Here is a 15919-nt window from a genome sequence, read left to right on the forward strand (position 1 = left end):
ATACATCAGCAGATGCGAGAGTGTGTAGCCCTCTGATGGGTTGCTGTCGCAATGGACGACCCATTCGGCAAAGCTGTTTTCGGTGTTGGCTTCTAGCCATTCCACATAATCCCAATTGCAGCGATGAAGATGGATGATCTCATCAATGCCTTTGGCATTTTTATACGCGCGGGCCACGACATCGTAAGTCGTTGTACTTGGCGTTCTGGTGCGCATGTGTGTCATGTATTCTTGGTGGTTCATATGCAAACAGGATAGCATTTTAAGGTGCTATCCTGCCATAAGATCATAATCCTAGATTGTGGATGATGGTTTTAAATGTCCATGCCGTGATCCTTGTTCGCGCCTTTATCAAAGCCTTTGAAGGGTTTTTGTGGGCTGTCATCCAAACCATTGCGGATGCGCTGAAGGGCCTCTTTGTGCTCTGGCGTTTGTGGGTCTTTGTCCCAGCCGCGATCATAACGCATGACCAACTCGCCGTCCTTGCGCACGTCCAGCTTTGATATCTTGCCGCCATCAATGCCGAACTTCGAGGGTTCGTCATACATCTTGGCTTGGAACTCATAGCCTTTCATTGTGGTGATCTTGCCGTCGATCCACAGGCTGGTCTCTCGTTGCCCAGCGTCTTTGGTAATGATGGCTGGCTTATGTGGCTCAGGGATGCGCTGCACGGGCTGTTTTAGCCCCGTCCTGATTCCTTGCATGCCCGGAGGTGCAAGGTTGGGCGCAGGTCTTGTGACGCCCTGTGGTGGCTTTGGGGTGAGTTGTGCGTTGTCCTTATCCCGAATGGGCGAGCCATCCGGATTTATGACTTCAACGGCCTCTGTTTTATTCTGCCAGAAGGATATCTTCTCCGCAGTTGCGCTCTTGCGAAACGCGATCTTGCTGGATTCTTGGGGGTTGTTCTCGACCATGGGAAACACCTCTTTGAAAGCTGGTTGCTGTAATCTTGGGGGATGGCAAAACGGCGGAGCATGATGCCCCGCCGCAGATGTTCATATGGGTATCAGCCCTGATGGATATTGACGCCTTTGGTGCTCATCACGGGGTCTTCATACCACTTGATCTTCTTGGCCATGATCGGATTGGTGTTTTCGATTAGGATCAATTGCTGACCCTCACGCAGCCGCATCAGCTCATCGGGATAGGCCAACTTGCGCTGCGTTGCCGCCCGATTGTCGGTATTGGTGGTGGAGTTGCTGCTTGAGCCACCATTCATTCCAGAGCTTGAGCTGAAGGCCGTGGCAACAGCCGTGCTGAAGTTCCACACGGTGGTCACACCACACATGGCCGAGAAGTATTCTGCCGAAGTCTTATCCGGCGATCCAAAATATGCCACGGCACCAGAGTTGCCGATGAAGCTTTCGTAATCTTCACCGTAGACCTTGCGCAATTGGCACAGGTCCTGAGTGATACCCCATAGCTGGATTCCGAAACCTGCCATCAAGCCATAGGCTTGCTCGACCATGGTAAGACGCCCGAGGGCAGGCATTTCATCCAGAATGAACAGGACCGGCTTTTTGGGTTTGTCTTCGATGTTGCGCGCATTGACCGTAATGGCTTGCTGTACCAGCAGGCGCAGGAACCGACCAAAAGCACCCAGCCGGTCTGATGGCAAAATAAGATAGATGGTCATTGGCTTTTTCTTGAGGTCTTCGAAGGTGAAGTCTGATGCTGACAGGCTTTCACGCAACCGCGCAGAATCCAGCATGTGCGTTTCAGCTTGCGCTGAGGCTAAGACGTTGGCCATCAGCTTCGCTTCTTTTTGAAGACTACGTGCCCCAGTGCTGGCGATGATGTGGTGCGGAGAGTTTGCCATTTGCTGAAACAGGGCTTCCAGCTCTTCACCGCTGAGCAGCAGCAAATCCCGAACCGTTCCCAGGTGACGTTGCCCCTGATAGGCTTCATCAAAAGCAACCAGCAGGATCAGGCCTTGCAGCAATGCTTTGGCCTCTTCTGCCCAGAAACTATCGCCGTGGCTGTCTTTTTGCACCAAAGCATCAGCCAGCAACATCGCGTTTTCGACGGCATCGACATCCCCGAGCTCCAGCCAATCCAATGGATTGAACCGCGAGACCTCCCCACCAGAAATATGCCATGGATCAACACGGTGAACCTCTTGGCCCATATCGATCCGGGCTTGCGCTGTAATGCGAGCATTCTCTCCTTTTGGATCGATCACCAACATTGAGCCTGGGTAGCATAGAAGATTGACGATGATGTGCGACACACCCTTGCCCGAACGCGTCGGGGCCGAGGTCAGAAGATGCCGATCCCCTTTATAGGAAAACACCTTCTCGACGGCGTCCTCGATGACCGAGCCCAAGATGATCCCATCCGTGCCGAACAGGCTTTTCTCCTTCATATGCTCAATGGTCGCCCATTCACTGGACCCAAACGTGGTGGGCATTTCCAGCATGGCTTTCACACCGCGTCCGATCCAGTAGCCAAGCGCTGCAAAAAACCCAATGAACGACACAAGCCAAGCTGCGCTCCAGCCAAGCAAGCCTCCGTTAAAGACTGCCAGAATGACCGTCACACCCGCCAAACACAGCATGATGATGCGGCGAAGTTCTTTGGCTTGAGGTGAAAGAAACCAGCCAATGCAAAAGCCTGATCCGACGGAGACCATCATCATGATGATGCGCGCCATGGTCATCTCGAACATGTAGTCATTGTAGTAGTTGTAGTTGCTCCCACCGCCAAAGAGGTTTTGAGCGAAAGCCGGATGCGGCTCTATGGTCGCCGCGAGTATGACAGCCGAAAGGGCTGTTTTTAGTATTTGCCAATTCATGACACTTCTCCTTTGAGAAAGGTTGCAAGTGCCAATTGGTTAGGAAAATTCGGTACTACCGCGCGTGGGTATAGCGGAGGTCAAAACGGGTAATTGATTTACAGCGATAGATCGGGACCGCGCGACCGACGGAGTTCTGGCATCACATCAAGCCCTTTCTGCAAGCCCCTGTTTTGATTGCGTTTACGCTGCGTCATGAACTGGCTGATAGAACGAGCGAGAATTTTGCGATCTTCTTTTTGTTTGGATCGTAACGCCACAAACTGCACTTGAAGCACTTTGCGATCTTTGGATTGTGCCAGAACCAGATCATCCCGTTGCGCCTGATCACGCTTTGCAGCTTGATAAGCCTCAGCTTCAATCTGATCTTTGGTCTTGCTGTTCTTGCCAGTGATGCGATCAAAGAGACCGCGCAAGCCACCATTGAGCCGGGAAAGTCGGGCTTTGGTTTCTTCCTTCCAGCGTTTCTCTTGGCCGTCCTTCAGGGCTTTGCGCTCAGCGCGATGCTTGCTGACCATCTCTGCTTTTTGTTCTAAAAGCGGCTGCGCATCCCGAGCATGCTTGGAGCGTGTTTCGGCAATGTAGGATTTCAGCTGATCCGTCACGCGAGATTTGATATCGGCCCTGACATCAGATACGGACGACAATCCATCCGGCGATCCAAGCTTTTGCGTGACAGCTTTTGACTTCTCACCGATCCACTTTGGCAGGGAATAGATTGCGCCGTTCACATCGACAGCAACAAAACCGCGTCGATCCCCCTTGGCCAGAAAATACCCGCGTTCTTGCAAGGCATTGCTAAGGGATTTGATATTATCCGACCTTTCCCAAGCATCGCGAAACACTTGCTTGATTTCGCGGGGGTCGAGGCCGATGCGTTTGGCTTGCTGCCATTCCGCCAATGAGAAATTGAGAGGGCTTTTGCCGCCATGGGTTTGCAAGCCTTCCGGCAACACCCAGCCATGATCAAGATAGAGTTCGCGTGACAGGCTTGTCAGCTTGTTCTTGAAATGGGGCAGATTGATCGCTTTCATCGCGTCACCATCAATGCGCGACCAGACAACATGGGCGTGACGCCGCCCTTCCTTTTCGTGCATGATGATGGCGCGAGGCTGACCAGTTAGGCCGAGTGCATTTTCGGCACGATCTGCCGCATCAAGAAAATCTTGCTCTGATCCAACATGATCTTGAGGCGGGTTCAGACTTAGCGAAAACATGAACTGCGTGCATTGTGTTGCATTTGAAATCGCATACGCTTCTGAAAGAGCGCCATGCAGATCATCTGCCATGAAGCCGCTCACTTCCAAAACGGTGACATGGTCGTTGTCGCGATCATTCATCAGATGATCAGCCAGTGCTTTTGCACCAGCCCTCTGGGAGCCCTTGAGGATCATGACTTGATCCCCAAGGCTTGCATTAGCGTCGCGCGCATCCAAGCCACTTCGGCACAGGCCTGCTTTAGATCAGCTTCAAGTTCATCATCAACATAAAGCGTGCCCTGATTGATCGCTTTGGCAATTTGATTCAGATTGCTGGCTGAGCGCGTCGCACCCAACCGAGCCAGAACCTCAGCCAAAAGCTGTTGTTCCGCAACAGGTGGCTTTGATCGCTTTCGGTATTTGGGAGCATCGTCGGCCAAGATTACAGATTTGATATATGAGGCCAGTGGCATTGAGCCTGCTTTGGCTTCAAGTTGCTTGCGCTCATCATCAGTGAGGCGAAGTGAAAACGGTGCTGGGCGGGTCATGGCCGTGGCCCTCGCAGTACGTCAGAGTTTAATACGGTTGTTGATGATGTGTCGTCATCAAGTGCGCGTAACCTCTGAGACAGCTCCGGATCAGACTGCAAATATCGTTCCCAGTCCTCCAAATTCTCAAGCATTTTACAGGGATCAAGGTGTTCTAGGTTTTTGTTCTCAAGGGCACCATTAATCCATCTTCACCTAAGATATATTGGTAGAGCCATTCTGGTTATCGCACTGCCGCGCGAGCGTTTGCCCTTGCAAGACAAGGCGGAAATGCGCTGTCGTACAACCGAAAAGCGCTTTTGGAGCTACGATCAGGCAAGGCCAGAGGCATGTGAAGGATCGGAAAGGATCAGGCATGCGATCGCTTGGACCGGGTGGCGCGCCCGACAGAATCGGACCGCGCCCTGATCGCCGCACGTCTGAAACATGCGGCGATCCTTTTGAATTTGAAGGGGTGCGCACGAATACGCGATTTTATCCCGCGGTTTTGCCCGCCAGGATACCCTCGACAAGGATTTGCACCCGCAAGGCTTCGTCAAGAGTTGCCAGACGGTTCGGCTTGCCCGCCACCAACAAGGCCAGATCATCCAGTTGCGCCCTCAGGCTGGTCGCTCGCGGGTCTGCCACGTCGCCGGTCACAGGCACGAATTCACCCCCGTCAGATTTGGCATCCCGGTAGAATTCACTGATGCGGCGGCTGGTTTCAGCCCCCTTGATGGTAAGCTCCTGACGGTCGGGCTGTGCGCCGCCAACCGCCCCCATGATGGTGACGGGTGCGCCGTTTTCCGCGACCAACCTTGCCGCCACATGCGTTTCGCAAAGGTCGCTGCCTGCGGGGTAATCGGCCCGTGCCCAGACCAGTTGCAGCGGGCCAAGGATACGCTCCGAGAAGAACAGGAAATGCGAGATCACCTCGCGGGTCATGCCGCCCTCGGCCGCAAAGCGCAGCCAGTCCGCTGATTGCTGCCATGCGCGCGGCCAATGGGCATAGGTCACGACGATATCCGCCCCCATCAGATCGCCCATTTCGCCAGCTTGCGCCGACGCCGATACATCGGTCAGTGCTTCCCCTGCGGCTTGGGTAAAGTTGACGGCGGCAGGCACCCCCAATGCCGAAATTTGCGCCACAAGATCACGGCTTTCGGCGATATCGACGCCAAGCGGCTTTTCGAGGAACACGGCCTTGCCTGCCCCGGCTGCGGCCAAGGCATAGGCCTTGCGCGGCACTGGCGGACAGGCCAGATAGACCAGATCGGCGGCCGCGATTGCAGCATCCGCATCCGCCGAAATTTGTACATCCGGCGCGACGGCTTTGGCCGCGTGGCACGCGTCCACGTCAGGGTCCCAGATGGCCACAACCGTGAAATCAGGGTGCAGGACCATGTGTTCCAACATGCGTCTCCCCATGATACCCAAGCCGATAATTGCTGTTTTGATGGTCACTCGAAATTCCCTTCAGTGGTGCGGGCCTGCTTCAAAACCAGCGGTGCCCTATGGTCAAGCGCAGAGTGTCATGCTGCCGCCGGCTGTGCCAGCAGGGATTTCTTCTTACCCCCGCGTCCAATGGTCGAACGCCGCATCCGTCGGCTTTGATTGCTTCACACACGTCCACCACGAGACTGCCTCAAAGGAACGGCATGACCGGTATCCTTTAGGTGGCCGCAGTTTCCGGCGTGCCGGTTCCGATGTCCCAGAACAGCCCGGCCATCACCTGCATTGCCTCGCGGCAGACCGGCTTCAGGACGTGTTCGTCGGGCGCGTGCTGATTGCAGCCCAGATAGCTGTGGGGAATCCAGATGGTCGGCAGGCCCAGCACATCGGCGAAACAATCATTGGGCAGCGATCCTGCCAGATTGGGAAGGACATGGGGGGCCTTGCCAGTGGTGCGTTTCAGCGATTCGCGCACATAGGACACCCACGGGTGGTCCGGGTCCAGACGGGTGGCCGGAAAACAGCCCTTGTCCAGCGGCTGGATCTGCACCTTTTCGAACCCGTGCGCATCCAGATGGCGGCGCAAGGCGGGCAGCACCTTTTCGACGTCGGTGCCCACCACAAAGCGCAGCGCACAACGCGCCCATGCGGTGGGTGAAATCGCATTGACGGGGGCTTCGGTATTGCCTGATTTCATCGCCAGAACGCTGAAGCTGTTCCAACCATAGGCGCGCTCGGCAGGGGTCAGGTCTGCTTCGCCCCAATCCGTATCGACCGTAAGTTCCTCGTTCGTGCCGACCGGCAGATCGCGCAGCGCTGCGCGCAGCTTCGGGGTCAGACTGGCGGGCCGCCATTCGGGTATCTGCAACTGGCCGCGGGCATCCGTGATGGTGGCCAGGGCATGGGCCAGAATGATCGCAGGGTCGGCCAAAAGACCGCCCCAGTTGCCCGAATGATGCGCCCCCTTGCGCAGATCGACCACCAGATCAAAGCCAAGCCCGCCGCGCGCGCCCATGAACATCGTCGGCTGCGTCGCACTGAGCCGCGGCCCGTCCGAAGCGATCAGCACATCGGCCTGTAAGGTGTCGCGGTGCAGTTCCATCATCTCGGACAGACCGGGCGATCCGATTTCCTCGCTCATTTCCAGAACGATCTTGATGTTGAACCCCAGCCTGCCGCGCAGCGACAAAACGGTTTCAAGCGCTGCGATATTGATCAGATGCTGGACCTTGTTATCCGCTGCCCCGCGCCCGTACAGGCGGTCGCCGTCCGGCGTCAGTTCAAACGGGGTCAGACCGTCACGCCACTGGGCGTCCTGCCCCCAGATCACATCACCATGGCCATAGGTCAGCACTGTGGGCAGGTCCGGATCTTCGATCCGCATGCCCAGCAACAACGGGCCACCTGTCGTTTCCGCGCTGGGATTATCATGGATCGTGCAGTCAAATCCCATGGCCTCAAGCCGCGGCTGAATGGCATGGGTCAGGTATTCGTGCAGCACCGGGGCCTGATCAGGGTTCTGGCTTTCGCTGCGATAGGCCACAAGAGCGGCAAGTTCGGACTGTAAACGCCCGCTTTCAAAATAAGCAGTCGCTTGGGCAATCGCATCGTTGCGGGTCATCAAATCAAGGTCCGTTTGTTGGGTTTTCATCACGGCCAGACTGCGCGCCTGACTTTGGGCGGCATGATCATGCGCCCGAGCCCGGCATGCAAGATCCAAAGTTGACGCCCGCCGCCGGCAGCGGACGCCGTCAACCGATCCGCGTTACACCACGCAACATGATCTCGTCGACCTCGGGTCCGTGCAGCACCGATATGTCCCCTGTGGTTTCCAGCACAACGGCGCGGACGTTCGACATCTCAAGGGCGTTCGCCTCGCGCAGTTTCGCGATCAGGTCGCCTTGGCTGACGCGCGTGGTCCTCAGGGCGTTTTCACAGATCACCCCGTTTTCCAGCAACATCACAGGATCATTCTGGATCGCCGTAAGAAATGTTTCCGACCGCTGCCGCAGGTACGCCGCGGTGAACTGCAAAATGAAAAGGGCTGTGATCGCCGTCACGCTTTGGACCAGCGACCCCCAGCTGGTTGATTGTGACACGCCCGCCAGCAACGACCCCACGGCGATCGTCATTACAAAGTCGAAATTGGTCATCTTGGAAAATGACCGCAGGCCGAAAACACGCACCAGCAGGATGATCCAGACAAGGCCCACCGTGCTAAGCACCAATCCGCACGCGAGGGCGTCGGGAATTTCACTGTCGAAAATCATGGGGTATCCTGTGTATGTAAAATAATTAAGTGCGGGCGTCAGCGCGCCGGGCGACGGTGATCAACATCCAGCCAAAGCTGCACACCCAGACCATCGTAACGACCCCCAGCCCGCGTTCAAAAGCGCCATCAATGTTGGTTGGCAGCACGAAAAAGATCGGCGCACCGGCCCCCCAAAGCATGGCACAGGCATAGCTGATGTAAGCGAAAGACTTGTCCACGGCCGCCATGCCCTGCGCCATCAGCACAAACAATGCGGTAAAGAAAACGCCCAGTACATAGACCAGATACACATGGATCACGATGCCGTCGCTATCCTGATCGCCGTATTCGTTGCGCGCGCCGATGACGATCACACTGGCCGCTAGGATCGCAAGGCTCAGGATGCCCCCATTCCACCGCAAGGTGTGTGCATGGAAATGCGCAGCCCCCAAGGCGCATGCGATCAGCGCGGCGGCGTAGCCATAAAGGGCCACATCCTGAATGATCTCGTACTTGCCCGCGGCAAGGTCACTGACGGTATCCGCCACCCAATCGTGGTTCGGGACCACCATGCTGCCCACGATATTTCCCACCAGCAGGCAGATGGACCCAAAAATGGCGATCCCCCCTGCCCCAAGCAGCAGATGCCGATCGCGTTTCTGGTCACTGTCGCTGTGAAAGGGATGGCTCATGCGGTTTCGCCTTGCTTCTGCGCGCGGGGTTTGGGCACGTCACCGCGCCCGGCGGGCCAGCCTTCGCGCTGGCGGGTGCGGTCGCCATCAGTTTCTTCAGTCTGGTCGTGGAACAGATGCACCTGGGTCGGATAGGGCATGTCGATCCCTTCGGCATCAAGCGCCTTGTAAACCGCGACCAAAACATCACCGAACGTATGGATTTGCGAGGCGCGGTCGGATTTCGTCCACCAGCGCAGGCGCACGATGTTGGCAAAATCGCCCAGTTCAATCGGAATGGTTTCGGGTGCGGGGTCGCTGACCACGCCAGTTACGCTGGCGCAGGCATCCTCCATCAGCGTGCGGGCCTTGTCCCAGTCATCGTTACAGCCGATGCCGATATCATATTGCGACCGGCGGATGTCGAACGCGGTATTGACCACGACGCTATCGGTATAGATGTCGGAATTCGGGATCACCACACGTCGCCCGTCATAGGTTTTGATCATGGTGGCACGGGTCTCGATCTTTTCGACAGTGCCTTCGTGGCCGCCCGACACGATCTGGTCGCCGACCTCGAACGGTTGGCGCAGCAGAATCAGGATTCCCGCCAGCATGTTTTGCAAAATATCCTTGAAGGCGAAACCGATGGCGACCGAACTGACACCAAGCCCTGCAAACAGGTCACCGGGTGTGATCGACGGCGCGACGACCGTGATCGCCAACATAAATCCCACAACCACAAGCGTCCAACGGATCAGCGAACCGCCGACATCGCCCAGATTGCCACGGCCGCGCCTGTCCAGCGTACGGCGCACCAAGGCACCGATGCCCAGTCCCAACAGCCAAAAGATGATCGCCACGACGATCGCAACGCCGATATTCGGCAAGAGCTTGAAAAACCCGTCAAGCCAGGCGTCCAGCTTGTGAAAAATCAGGCCGGGGTTTGCGTCGACTTCTTCCATTGTCTCGAAATCCAATCATTGTATCGGGTCGTTTTGAAATGCACTTGTCCCGCAAACAGGATCGCCCCCATTCAGGGCGCACACGCGGGTGTGATCACAGACCAACCCGACGCAGTCCGCTTCGGTTCCGGCCCATGCCTATTTTTTATGCACAGGCGTGCGGTCATGCCGGATTGACCCGGCCGCGCGCATTCCGGCGAAATCACAGCGCGGGCAATGCCTTGCGGCATCTGCAGAAACCGGCAACAGGCCGGAAACCGGTACGTGATCTGCGCAATGGCCCTAATCTTGTTGCTGCCCCGCAGCAGAACGGCCATGCTGGACCGCAGGAGCACCCACATATGTCAATTACCGCCAGTATCTATCACCTTACCCATTACAAATACGACCGTCCGGTCACCTTGGGGCCGCAAATCATCCGGCTGCGCCCTGCGCCGCATTCTCGCACGCGCGTCATCTCGCATGCGCTGAAGGTGTCGCCGGAAAACCACTTTGTGAACCACCAGCAAGACCCCTACGGCAACTGGCTGGCGCGTTTCGTGTTTCCCGAACCGGTGATGGAGTTCAAGATCGAGGTCGATCTGGTCGCCGACATGTCCGTCTACAACCCCTTCGATTTCTTCGTCGAAGAGGCCGCGACGAAATTCCCCTTTACCTATGGCGATGAAATAGCGCCGGACCTGAGCATCTACATGCAGCCCGAGCCTGTCGGCCCGCTGTTGTCGGATTTCATGAAGTCAATCTCGCGCAATCCGATGGTCACGGTTGATTTTCTGGTAATGCTCAACAGCCGTCTGGCGTCCGAAATCAACTACGAGATCCGCATGGAACCCGGCGTCCAGACCGCCGAGGTGACCCTTGGCCGCGCCTCGGGGTCGTGCCGCGACAGCAGTTGGCTCTTGGTGCAGATCTTGCGCAACCTCGGCCTCGCCGCGCGGTTCGTGTCGGGGTATCTGATCCAGCTGAAACCGGACCTCAAGGCGCTGGACGGGCCCTCGGGGACGGACACCGATTTCACCGATCTGCATGCCTGGGTCGAAGTTTACCTTCCCGGTGCCGGCTGGGTTGGCCTTGACCCGACATCGGGGCTTCTGGCGGGCGAAAGCCATGTGCCGCTGGCCGCCACGCCGCACTATCAGAACGCCGCGCCCATCGCCGGTGTCGCGTCTTACGCCGAGGTCGATTTCTCGTTCGACATGCAGGTCAGGCGCACGGCCGAACACCCGCGCATCACCAAGCCGTTTTCGGACACATCGTGGGACGCGCTGAACCAGCTGGGACAGGACATCGACAAACGGCTTGAAGCTGGCGATGTGCGCCTGACCATGGGCGGCGAGCCGACATTCGTGTCGATTGACGATTTCGAAGGCCCCGAATGGAACACCGACGCCGTTGGCCCCACCAAACGCGGGCTTGCCGACAAGCTGATCCGCCGGTTGCAGGATAAATTCTCGACCGGGGGACTGCTGCATTACGGTCAGGGCAAGTGGTATCCGGGCGAAACCCTGCCGCGGTGGACGTTTTCGATGTTCTGGCGCAAGGACGGGCATCCGATCTGGAACGACGCCGATCTGCTGGCCCGCGAAGACACCCGCGAAGATGTCGGCCCCGATGATGCACAGGCCCTGTTGACCGAAATCGCGCGCAGCCTGTCTGTGCCGGGCGAAAACGTGCTGCCCGCTTTCGAGGACCCTGCCGAGTGGATCGTCAAGGAAAGCAACCTGCCCGAAAACGTCACGCCAGAGAATTCAAAACTGAAGGACCCCGAGGAGCGCGCCCGCATCGCGCGTGTCTTTGAACGCGGTCTGACCACGCCTGCGGGGTATGTCCTGCCCGTGCAGCGCTGGCAGGCGCGTGCGGAAAGCCGCTGGATGTCAGAGGTCTGGAACCTGCGGCGTGGCAAGGTGTTTCTGGTCGCGGGCGACAGTCCGGTCGGCTACCGCCTTCCGCTGGGCACCCTGCCCCATATCCCCGAAAGCGACTATCCTTTCGTCTATCCGCAAGACCCGTCTGAACCCCGCGCGCCCCTGCCCCAGGATATGACACAGCGTCCCCAGGCCATCGCCAGCCGGACCGAAGACGCGACCCAAAGCCAGACCCAGAACGAACAAAGCCTGAAGGCCGATCTGACAGGCAAGGTCCGCACCGCGATCTCAGTCGAGCCGCGCGATGGCAAGCTGTGTGTATTCCTGCCGCCTGTTGAGACGCTCGAGGATTACCTTGAACTGATCTCGGCCACGGAAAACGCCGCCAAGACGATTGGCCGCAAGGTGTTGATCGAAGGGTATTCACCCCCCAGCGACCCGCGCATCGACGTGATCCGAGTGGCCCCCGACCCCGGTGTGCTTGAGGTCAACGTGCATCCTGCCGCATCTTGGGCGGAATGCGTAAACACCACAGAAACGGTCTACGAGGAAGCCCGACAGACCCGTCTGGGCACTGACAAGTTCATGATCGACGGGCGGCATACCGGGACCGGCGGCGGCAACCACGTGGTTGTCGGCGGGGCAACCACTGCCGACAGCCCCTTCCTGCGCCGCCCCGATCTGCTCAAAAGCCTGATCCTGTTCTGGCAGCGCCATCCCAGCCTGTCCTATCTGTTCTCGGGCACCTTCGTCGGACCAACCAGCCAGGCCCCCCGCATCGACGAGGCACGGCATGATGCGCTGTACGAACTGGAAATCGCGCTGGACCAGATCTGGCCACCGGCCGAAGGCACCCCGCCCCCGCCATGGCTGACCGACCGTTTGCTGCGCAACAGCCTGATCGACGTGACCGGCAACACCCACCGGACCGAGATTTGCATCGACAAGCTGTTTTCCCCCGATGGTCCCACAGGCCGTCTTGGCCTTGTCGAATTCCGCGGCTTCGAGATGCCCCCGAACCCAAGGATGAGCCTTGCGCAGCAGGTCTTGATCCGCGCCATCATCACGCGCTGCTGGGAACACCCGATCAGTGGCAAGCTGACCCGTTGGGGCACCACACTGCACGACCGTTTCATGCTGCCCGCCTGTATCTGGGACGATTTTCTGGATGTGCTGGACGACCTCAAGGGGCACGGCATGGCGCTGGACCCCGCGTGGTTCACAGCACAGGCCGAGTTCCGTTTCCCTTTCTGTGGCGACGTCACCTATGAGGGCATGACGCTGGAATTGCGTCAGGCGCTTGAGCCGTGGCATGTGCTGGGTGAAACCGGCGCAATCGGCGGCACGGTGCGCTATACGGACAGTTCGGTGGAGCGGTTGCAGGTCAAGCTGACCGGTCCCAACCCTGACCGTTACCGTGTGACGGCAAACCAGCGGTTTGTCCCGTTGCAGCAGACCGCCAAGACCGAAGAACGCGTCGGTGGCGTGCGGTTCAAGGCGTGGAAACCCGCCGTGTCGCTGCATCCGGTGCTCGAGGTTGACGCACCGCTGACCTTTGACATCTACGACACATGGACGGGGCGTTCCCTGGGCGGGTGCCGCTATCATGTGGCGCATCCCGGCGGGCGCAATTTCGATACCTTCCCCGTGAATGGTAACGAGGCAGAGGCGCGCCGCCTGTCGCGGTTCGAACCCATGGGGCATACCACGAACAGCTACACCCCACCGCAAGAAACGCCGCACCCCGAATTCCCCATGACGCTTGATTTGCGGCGGCGTCCCGGTTTTTAACGGATGAACAACTCGCGCCACACACAAGGGGCCTCCAGCCCGCGTGACCTTCTGACCGGGTACCGCCAGCAGGCGGGTAACCGTGATGAAATGCTGGACGGCGCGGGCAATGTGAAACCTGTGTGGCAGGAGTTTCTGGACCATCTGCAACGGCTTGGCGACACCGATCTGACACATCGCTTTGCCCGTGGGGATCAGTACCTGCGGGACGCAGGCGTGCTTTACCGCCAATATGACGACACGGTTTCAGTCGATCGTGGCTGGCCGCTCAGCCACTTGCCCGTGATGCTGAGCGAAGCGGAATGGCGGGAGATTTCGGCAGGGTTGATCCAGCGCGCCGACCTTCTGGAACATGTGGTGCGCGATCTTTACGGCCCCGGCGAATTGGTCGCCTCGGGCCAGTTGCCAGCAAGCTTGCTGACACAAAACCCCGCCTGGCTGCGGCCCATGGTGGGGGTCACACCAGCCAATGGCAATTTCCTGAACCTGCTGTCCTTCGAGATAGGGCGGGGACCGAATGGCAAATGGTGGGTGATCAGCGATCTGGTCGAAGCGCCCTCGACCGCCGGGTTCGTGATTGAAAACCGGGTCGCGATGACCAAGGTGTTCCCGAACTTCTTCAACGGCTCGAATGTGCACCGCATCGCAGGGTTCTTTCAGGATTTCCAACAACAGCTGTTCAATCTGCGGGGCAATTCAAAAGGACAGATTGCCTTGCTGTCGTCGGGACCGGCGAACCAGAACTATGCTGAACACGCCTATATCGCGCGGTATCTGGGGATGCTTCTGGTCGAAGGCGAGGATTTGATCGTGCAGGACGGCCATGTGATGGTGCGCACGGTTGCGGGGCCAAAACCGCTTAGTCTGCTATGGAACCGGGTACCGAGCGCGCTGTGCGACCCGCTTGAGCTGGACCAGACATCGCTGATCGGCACCCCCGGACTGGTTGACGCCTTGCGCCAGCAGCAGTTGCATCTGGTAAACGCCATCGGTGCTGCGGTTCTGGAAACCCGTGCGCTGATGGCGTTTCTGCCCAAGATTGCACGGCAGCATTTTGGCGCGCCGCTGAAACTGCCCAACATCGCGACATGGTGGTGTGGCCAGGAAACAGCACGCGCTCATGTGATCAAGCATCGCGATACGATGATGGTGGGGTCGGCCTTTTCCACGGTGCCGCTGATGGCGGACAGTGCCGACCAAGGGGCACCCGCAGCGCCCACGCAGCAAGAGATCGCAGCGCTGCTGCAGCGATCGGGCCGCGAATTGGTTGGTCAGGAATCCATCACCCTGTCGACCACACCAACCTACGAAGACGGCGCATTGGTCGCGCGACCGATGTGCATCCGCCTGTTCCTGGCCCGCACGCCTGACGGTTGGCAGGTTATGCCCGGCGGCTATGCGCAGGTCAGTGCAGGCAATGACGCCAAAGCCTTTGCCATGCAGCGCGGCGGCAAAGTGGCCGATGTCTGGATCAGAGGCGAACAGCCCGTCGAAACCCCCAGCCTGCTGGAGTCCGGCGCGGCGGAAAACCGTGCGGCAACTTCGCGCGCGGCCCTGCCCAGCAGGGCAGCGGATAACCTGTTCTGGCTGGGCCGGTATGTCGAACGCGCCGAACAGAACATCCGCCTGTTTCGCGCCTATTTTGCCCGGATCAACGATGGGGCGAGCCATGATGCCCCCCTGCTGGCCTTCATGCGCAGCCATTTGATGCAGGACGTTGCCGCCCAGCCCGCGGCCATGGCCGAACGGTTCGGCGCGCCGCTGGATATGGCGCTGAATGCCGCACGCAAAATCGGGGACCGGTTTGCGCCGGACGGTCTGATGGCCCTGCGTGCATTGGTTGCCACCACCAGTGATCTGGATCAGCGCGATATCCCCCTTGAAGAATTCCCAAGAGAGACCAGCCAGTTGTTGCGTCAGATCACCGGCTTTGCGGGACTGGTGCACGAGAACATGTATCGCTCCGACGGCTGGCGGTTCCTGAGCCTTGGCATCTCGCTGGAGCGCGCCGCCAACATGGCGCAGCTTTTGTCGCAGCTGGTGGGGCCGGATGCCCCCGACGGCGCGCTGGATCTGGCGCTCGAGGTGGGCGATAGCGTGGTGTCATATCACGCGCGTTTCTCGATCCTGACCAACAAGGTGGCGATCGCCGATATCCTAGGTGTTGACGATCAGAACCCCAGATCAATCCGCTATCACGTGTCCCGTGCCAAGCGGCATATCGCGGAACTGCCGGGCCAAAGTGACAGTCATGTCCTGTCGGATGTGGCGCGGCAAATCCTCCTGCTCGAAACAACCTTGGCCGCCAGCGCACCTTCCGCCCTGACGCCAGAGATGCTCGGGAAGGTCAAAACCGACATCTGGGACATCGCCGATGCCCTGACCCTAGCGCATCTGGTTTAGG

At 58.5% G+C, this 15919-nt stretch carries 11 protein-coding genes; 2 read left to right on the plus strand and 9 right to left on the minus strand.

What is annotated here, in order from left to right; genetic code table 11:
- Positions 1–314: 314 nt before the first annotated feature.
- The 9 genes from RGAI101_RS08810 to RGAI101_RS08850 form a co-directional block, all read right to left on the minus strand.
- Entirely contained in the window at positions 315–914 is a 600-nt protein-coding gene (locus RGAI101_RS08810) for a DUF7678 domain-containing protein (protein ID WP_008228912.1), read from the minus strand.
- A gap of 92 nt (positions 915–1006) precedes the next feature.
- Positions 1007–2794 carry a type IV secretory system conjugative DNA transfer family protein gene (locus tag RGAI101_RS08815; RefSeq protein WP_008228738.1) on the minus strand — a complete coding sequence of 596 codons (1788 nt, stop codon included), beginning with the start codon at positions 2792–2794 and terminating at the stop codon, positions 1007–1009.
- Between the two features lie 98 nt (positions 2795–2892).
- Positions 2893–4188: a relaxase/mobilization nuclease domain-containing protein gene (locus RGAI101_RS08820; RefSeq protein WP_008226295.1), complete on the minus strand. Its 1296-nt coding sequence runs from the start codon at positions 4186–4188 to the stop codon at positions 2893–2895.
- A complete protein-coding gene (locus tag RGAI101_RS08825) occupies positions 4185–4541 on the minus strand; it encodes a plasmid mobilization relaxosome protein MobC (protein WP_037227815.1) in 357 nt (118 codons plus the stop codon). The genes RGAI101_RS08820 and RGAI101_RS08825 overlap by 4 nt, the downstream gene beginning before the upstream one ends.
- 474 nt (positions 4542–5015) lie before the next feature.
- Positions 5016–5984 carry a Gfo/Idh/MocA family oxidoreductase gene (locus RGAI101_RS08830; protein WP_008227866.1) on the minus strand — a complete coding sequence of 323 codons (969 nt, stop codon included), beginning with the start codon at positions 5982–5984 and terminating at the stop codon, positions 5016–5018.
- A 208-nt stretch (positions 5985–6192) separates the two neighbouring features.
- Complete coding sequence (locus RGAI101_RS08835; RefSeq protein ID WP_037229319.1) at positions 6193–7593, minus strand: M20 family metallopeptidase; 1401 nt, start codon at positions 7591–7593, stop codon at positions 6193–6195.
- A 130-nt stretch (positions 7594–7723) separates the two neighbouring features.
- On the minus strand, positions 7724–8242 hold the full coding sequence (locus RGAI101_RS08840; protein ID WP_008228064.1) for a DUF421 domain-containing protein: 519 nt from the start codon (positions 8240–8242) through the stop codon (positions 7724–7726).
- Positions 8243–8267: 25 nt separating this feature from the next.
- Positions 8268–8915: a DUF998 domain-containing protein gene (locus tag RGAI101_RS08845; protein ID WP_008225744.1), complete on the minus strand. Its 648-nt coding sequence runs from the start codon at positions 8913–8915 to the stop codon at positions 8268–8270.
- Positions 8912–9859 carry a mechanosensitive ion channel family protein gene (locus RGAI101_RS08850; protein WP_008225911.1) on the minus strand — a complete coding sequence of 316 codons (948 nt, stop codon included), beginning with the start codon at positions 9857–9859 and terminating at the stop codon, positions 8912–8914. Before RGAI101_RS08850 ends, RGAI101_RS08845 begins: the two co-directional genes overlap by 4 nt.
- A gap of 341 nt (positions 9860–10200) precedes the next feature.
- Here RGAI101_RS08850 and RGAI101_RS08860 point away from each other — a divergent pair, with 341 nt between their 5' ends.
- Positions 10201–13515, plus strand: a complete 3315-nt coding sequence (locus RGAI101_RS08860) for a transglutaminase family protein (RefSeq protein WP_008228027.1) — start codon at positions 10201–10203, stop codon at positions 13513–13515.
- A gap of 3 nt (positions 13516–13518) precedes the next feature.
- Positions 13519–15918 carry a circularly permuted type 2 ATP-grasp protein gene (locus RGAI101_RS08865; RefSeq protein WP_008226714.1) on the plus strand — a complete coding sequence of 800 codons (2400 nt, stop codon included), beginning with the start codon at positions 13519–13521 and terminating at the stop codon, positions 15916–15918.
- Position 15919: the final 1 nt, after the last annotated feature.

The sequence above is a fragment of the Roseobacter sp. GAI101 genome, assembly GCF_000156335.1.
Classification (GTDB): domain Bacteria; phylum Pseudomonadota; class Alphaproteobacteria; order Rhodobacterales; family Rhodobacteraceae; genus Sulfitobacter.

What these genes read in the sequence shown, in the direction of transcription:
- RGAI101_RS08810 (WP_008228912.1), bottom strand. Translation starts at nt 914, where the DNA reads ATGGTCGAGAACAACCCCCAAGAATCCAGCAAGATCGCGTTTCGCAAG.
- RGAI101_RS08815 (WP_008228738.1), bottom strand. Translation starts at nt 2,794, where the DNA reads ATGAATTGGCAAATACTAAAAACAGCCCTTTCGGCTGTCATACTCGCG.
- RGAI101_RS08820 (WP_008226295.1), bottom strand. Translation starts at nt 4,188, where the DNA reads ATGATCCTCAAGGGCTCCCAGAGGGCTGGTGCAAAAGCACTGGCTGAT.
- RGAI101_RS08825 (WP_037227815.1), bottom strand. Translation starts at nt 4,541, where the DNA reads ATGACCCGCCCAGCACCGTTTTCACTTCGCCTCACTGATGATGAGCGC.
- RGAI101_RS08835 (WP_037229319.1), bottom strand. Translation starts at nt 7,593, where the DNA reads ATGACCCGCAACGATGCGATTGCCCAAGCGACTGCTTATTTTGAAAGC.
- RGAI101_RS08840 (WP_008228064.1), bottom strand. Translation starts at nt 8,242, where the DNA reads ATGATTTTCGACAGTGAAATTCCCGACGCCCTCGCGTGCGGATTGGTG.
- RGAI101_RS08845 (WP_008225744.1), bottom strand. Translation starts at nt 8,915, where the DNA reads ATGAGCCATCCCTTTCACAGCGACAGTGACCAGAAACGCGATCGGCAT.
- RGAI101_RS08850 (WP_008225911.1), bottom strand. Translation starts at nt 9,859, where the DNA reads ATGGAAGAAGTCGACGCAAACCCCGGCCTGATTTTTCACAAGCTGGAC.
- RGAI101_RS08860 (WP_008228027.1), top strand. Translation starts at nt 10,201, where the DNA reads ATGTCAATTACCGCCAGTATCTATCACCTTACCCATTACAAATACGAC.
- RGAI101_RS08865 (WP_008226714.1), top strand. Translation starts at nt 13,519, where the DNA reads ATGAACAACTCGCGCCACACACAAGGGGCCTCCAGCCCGCGTGACCTT.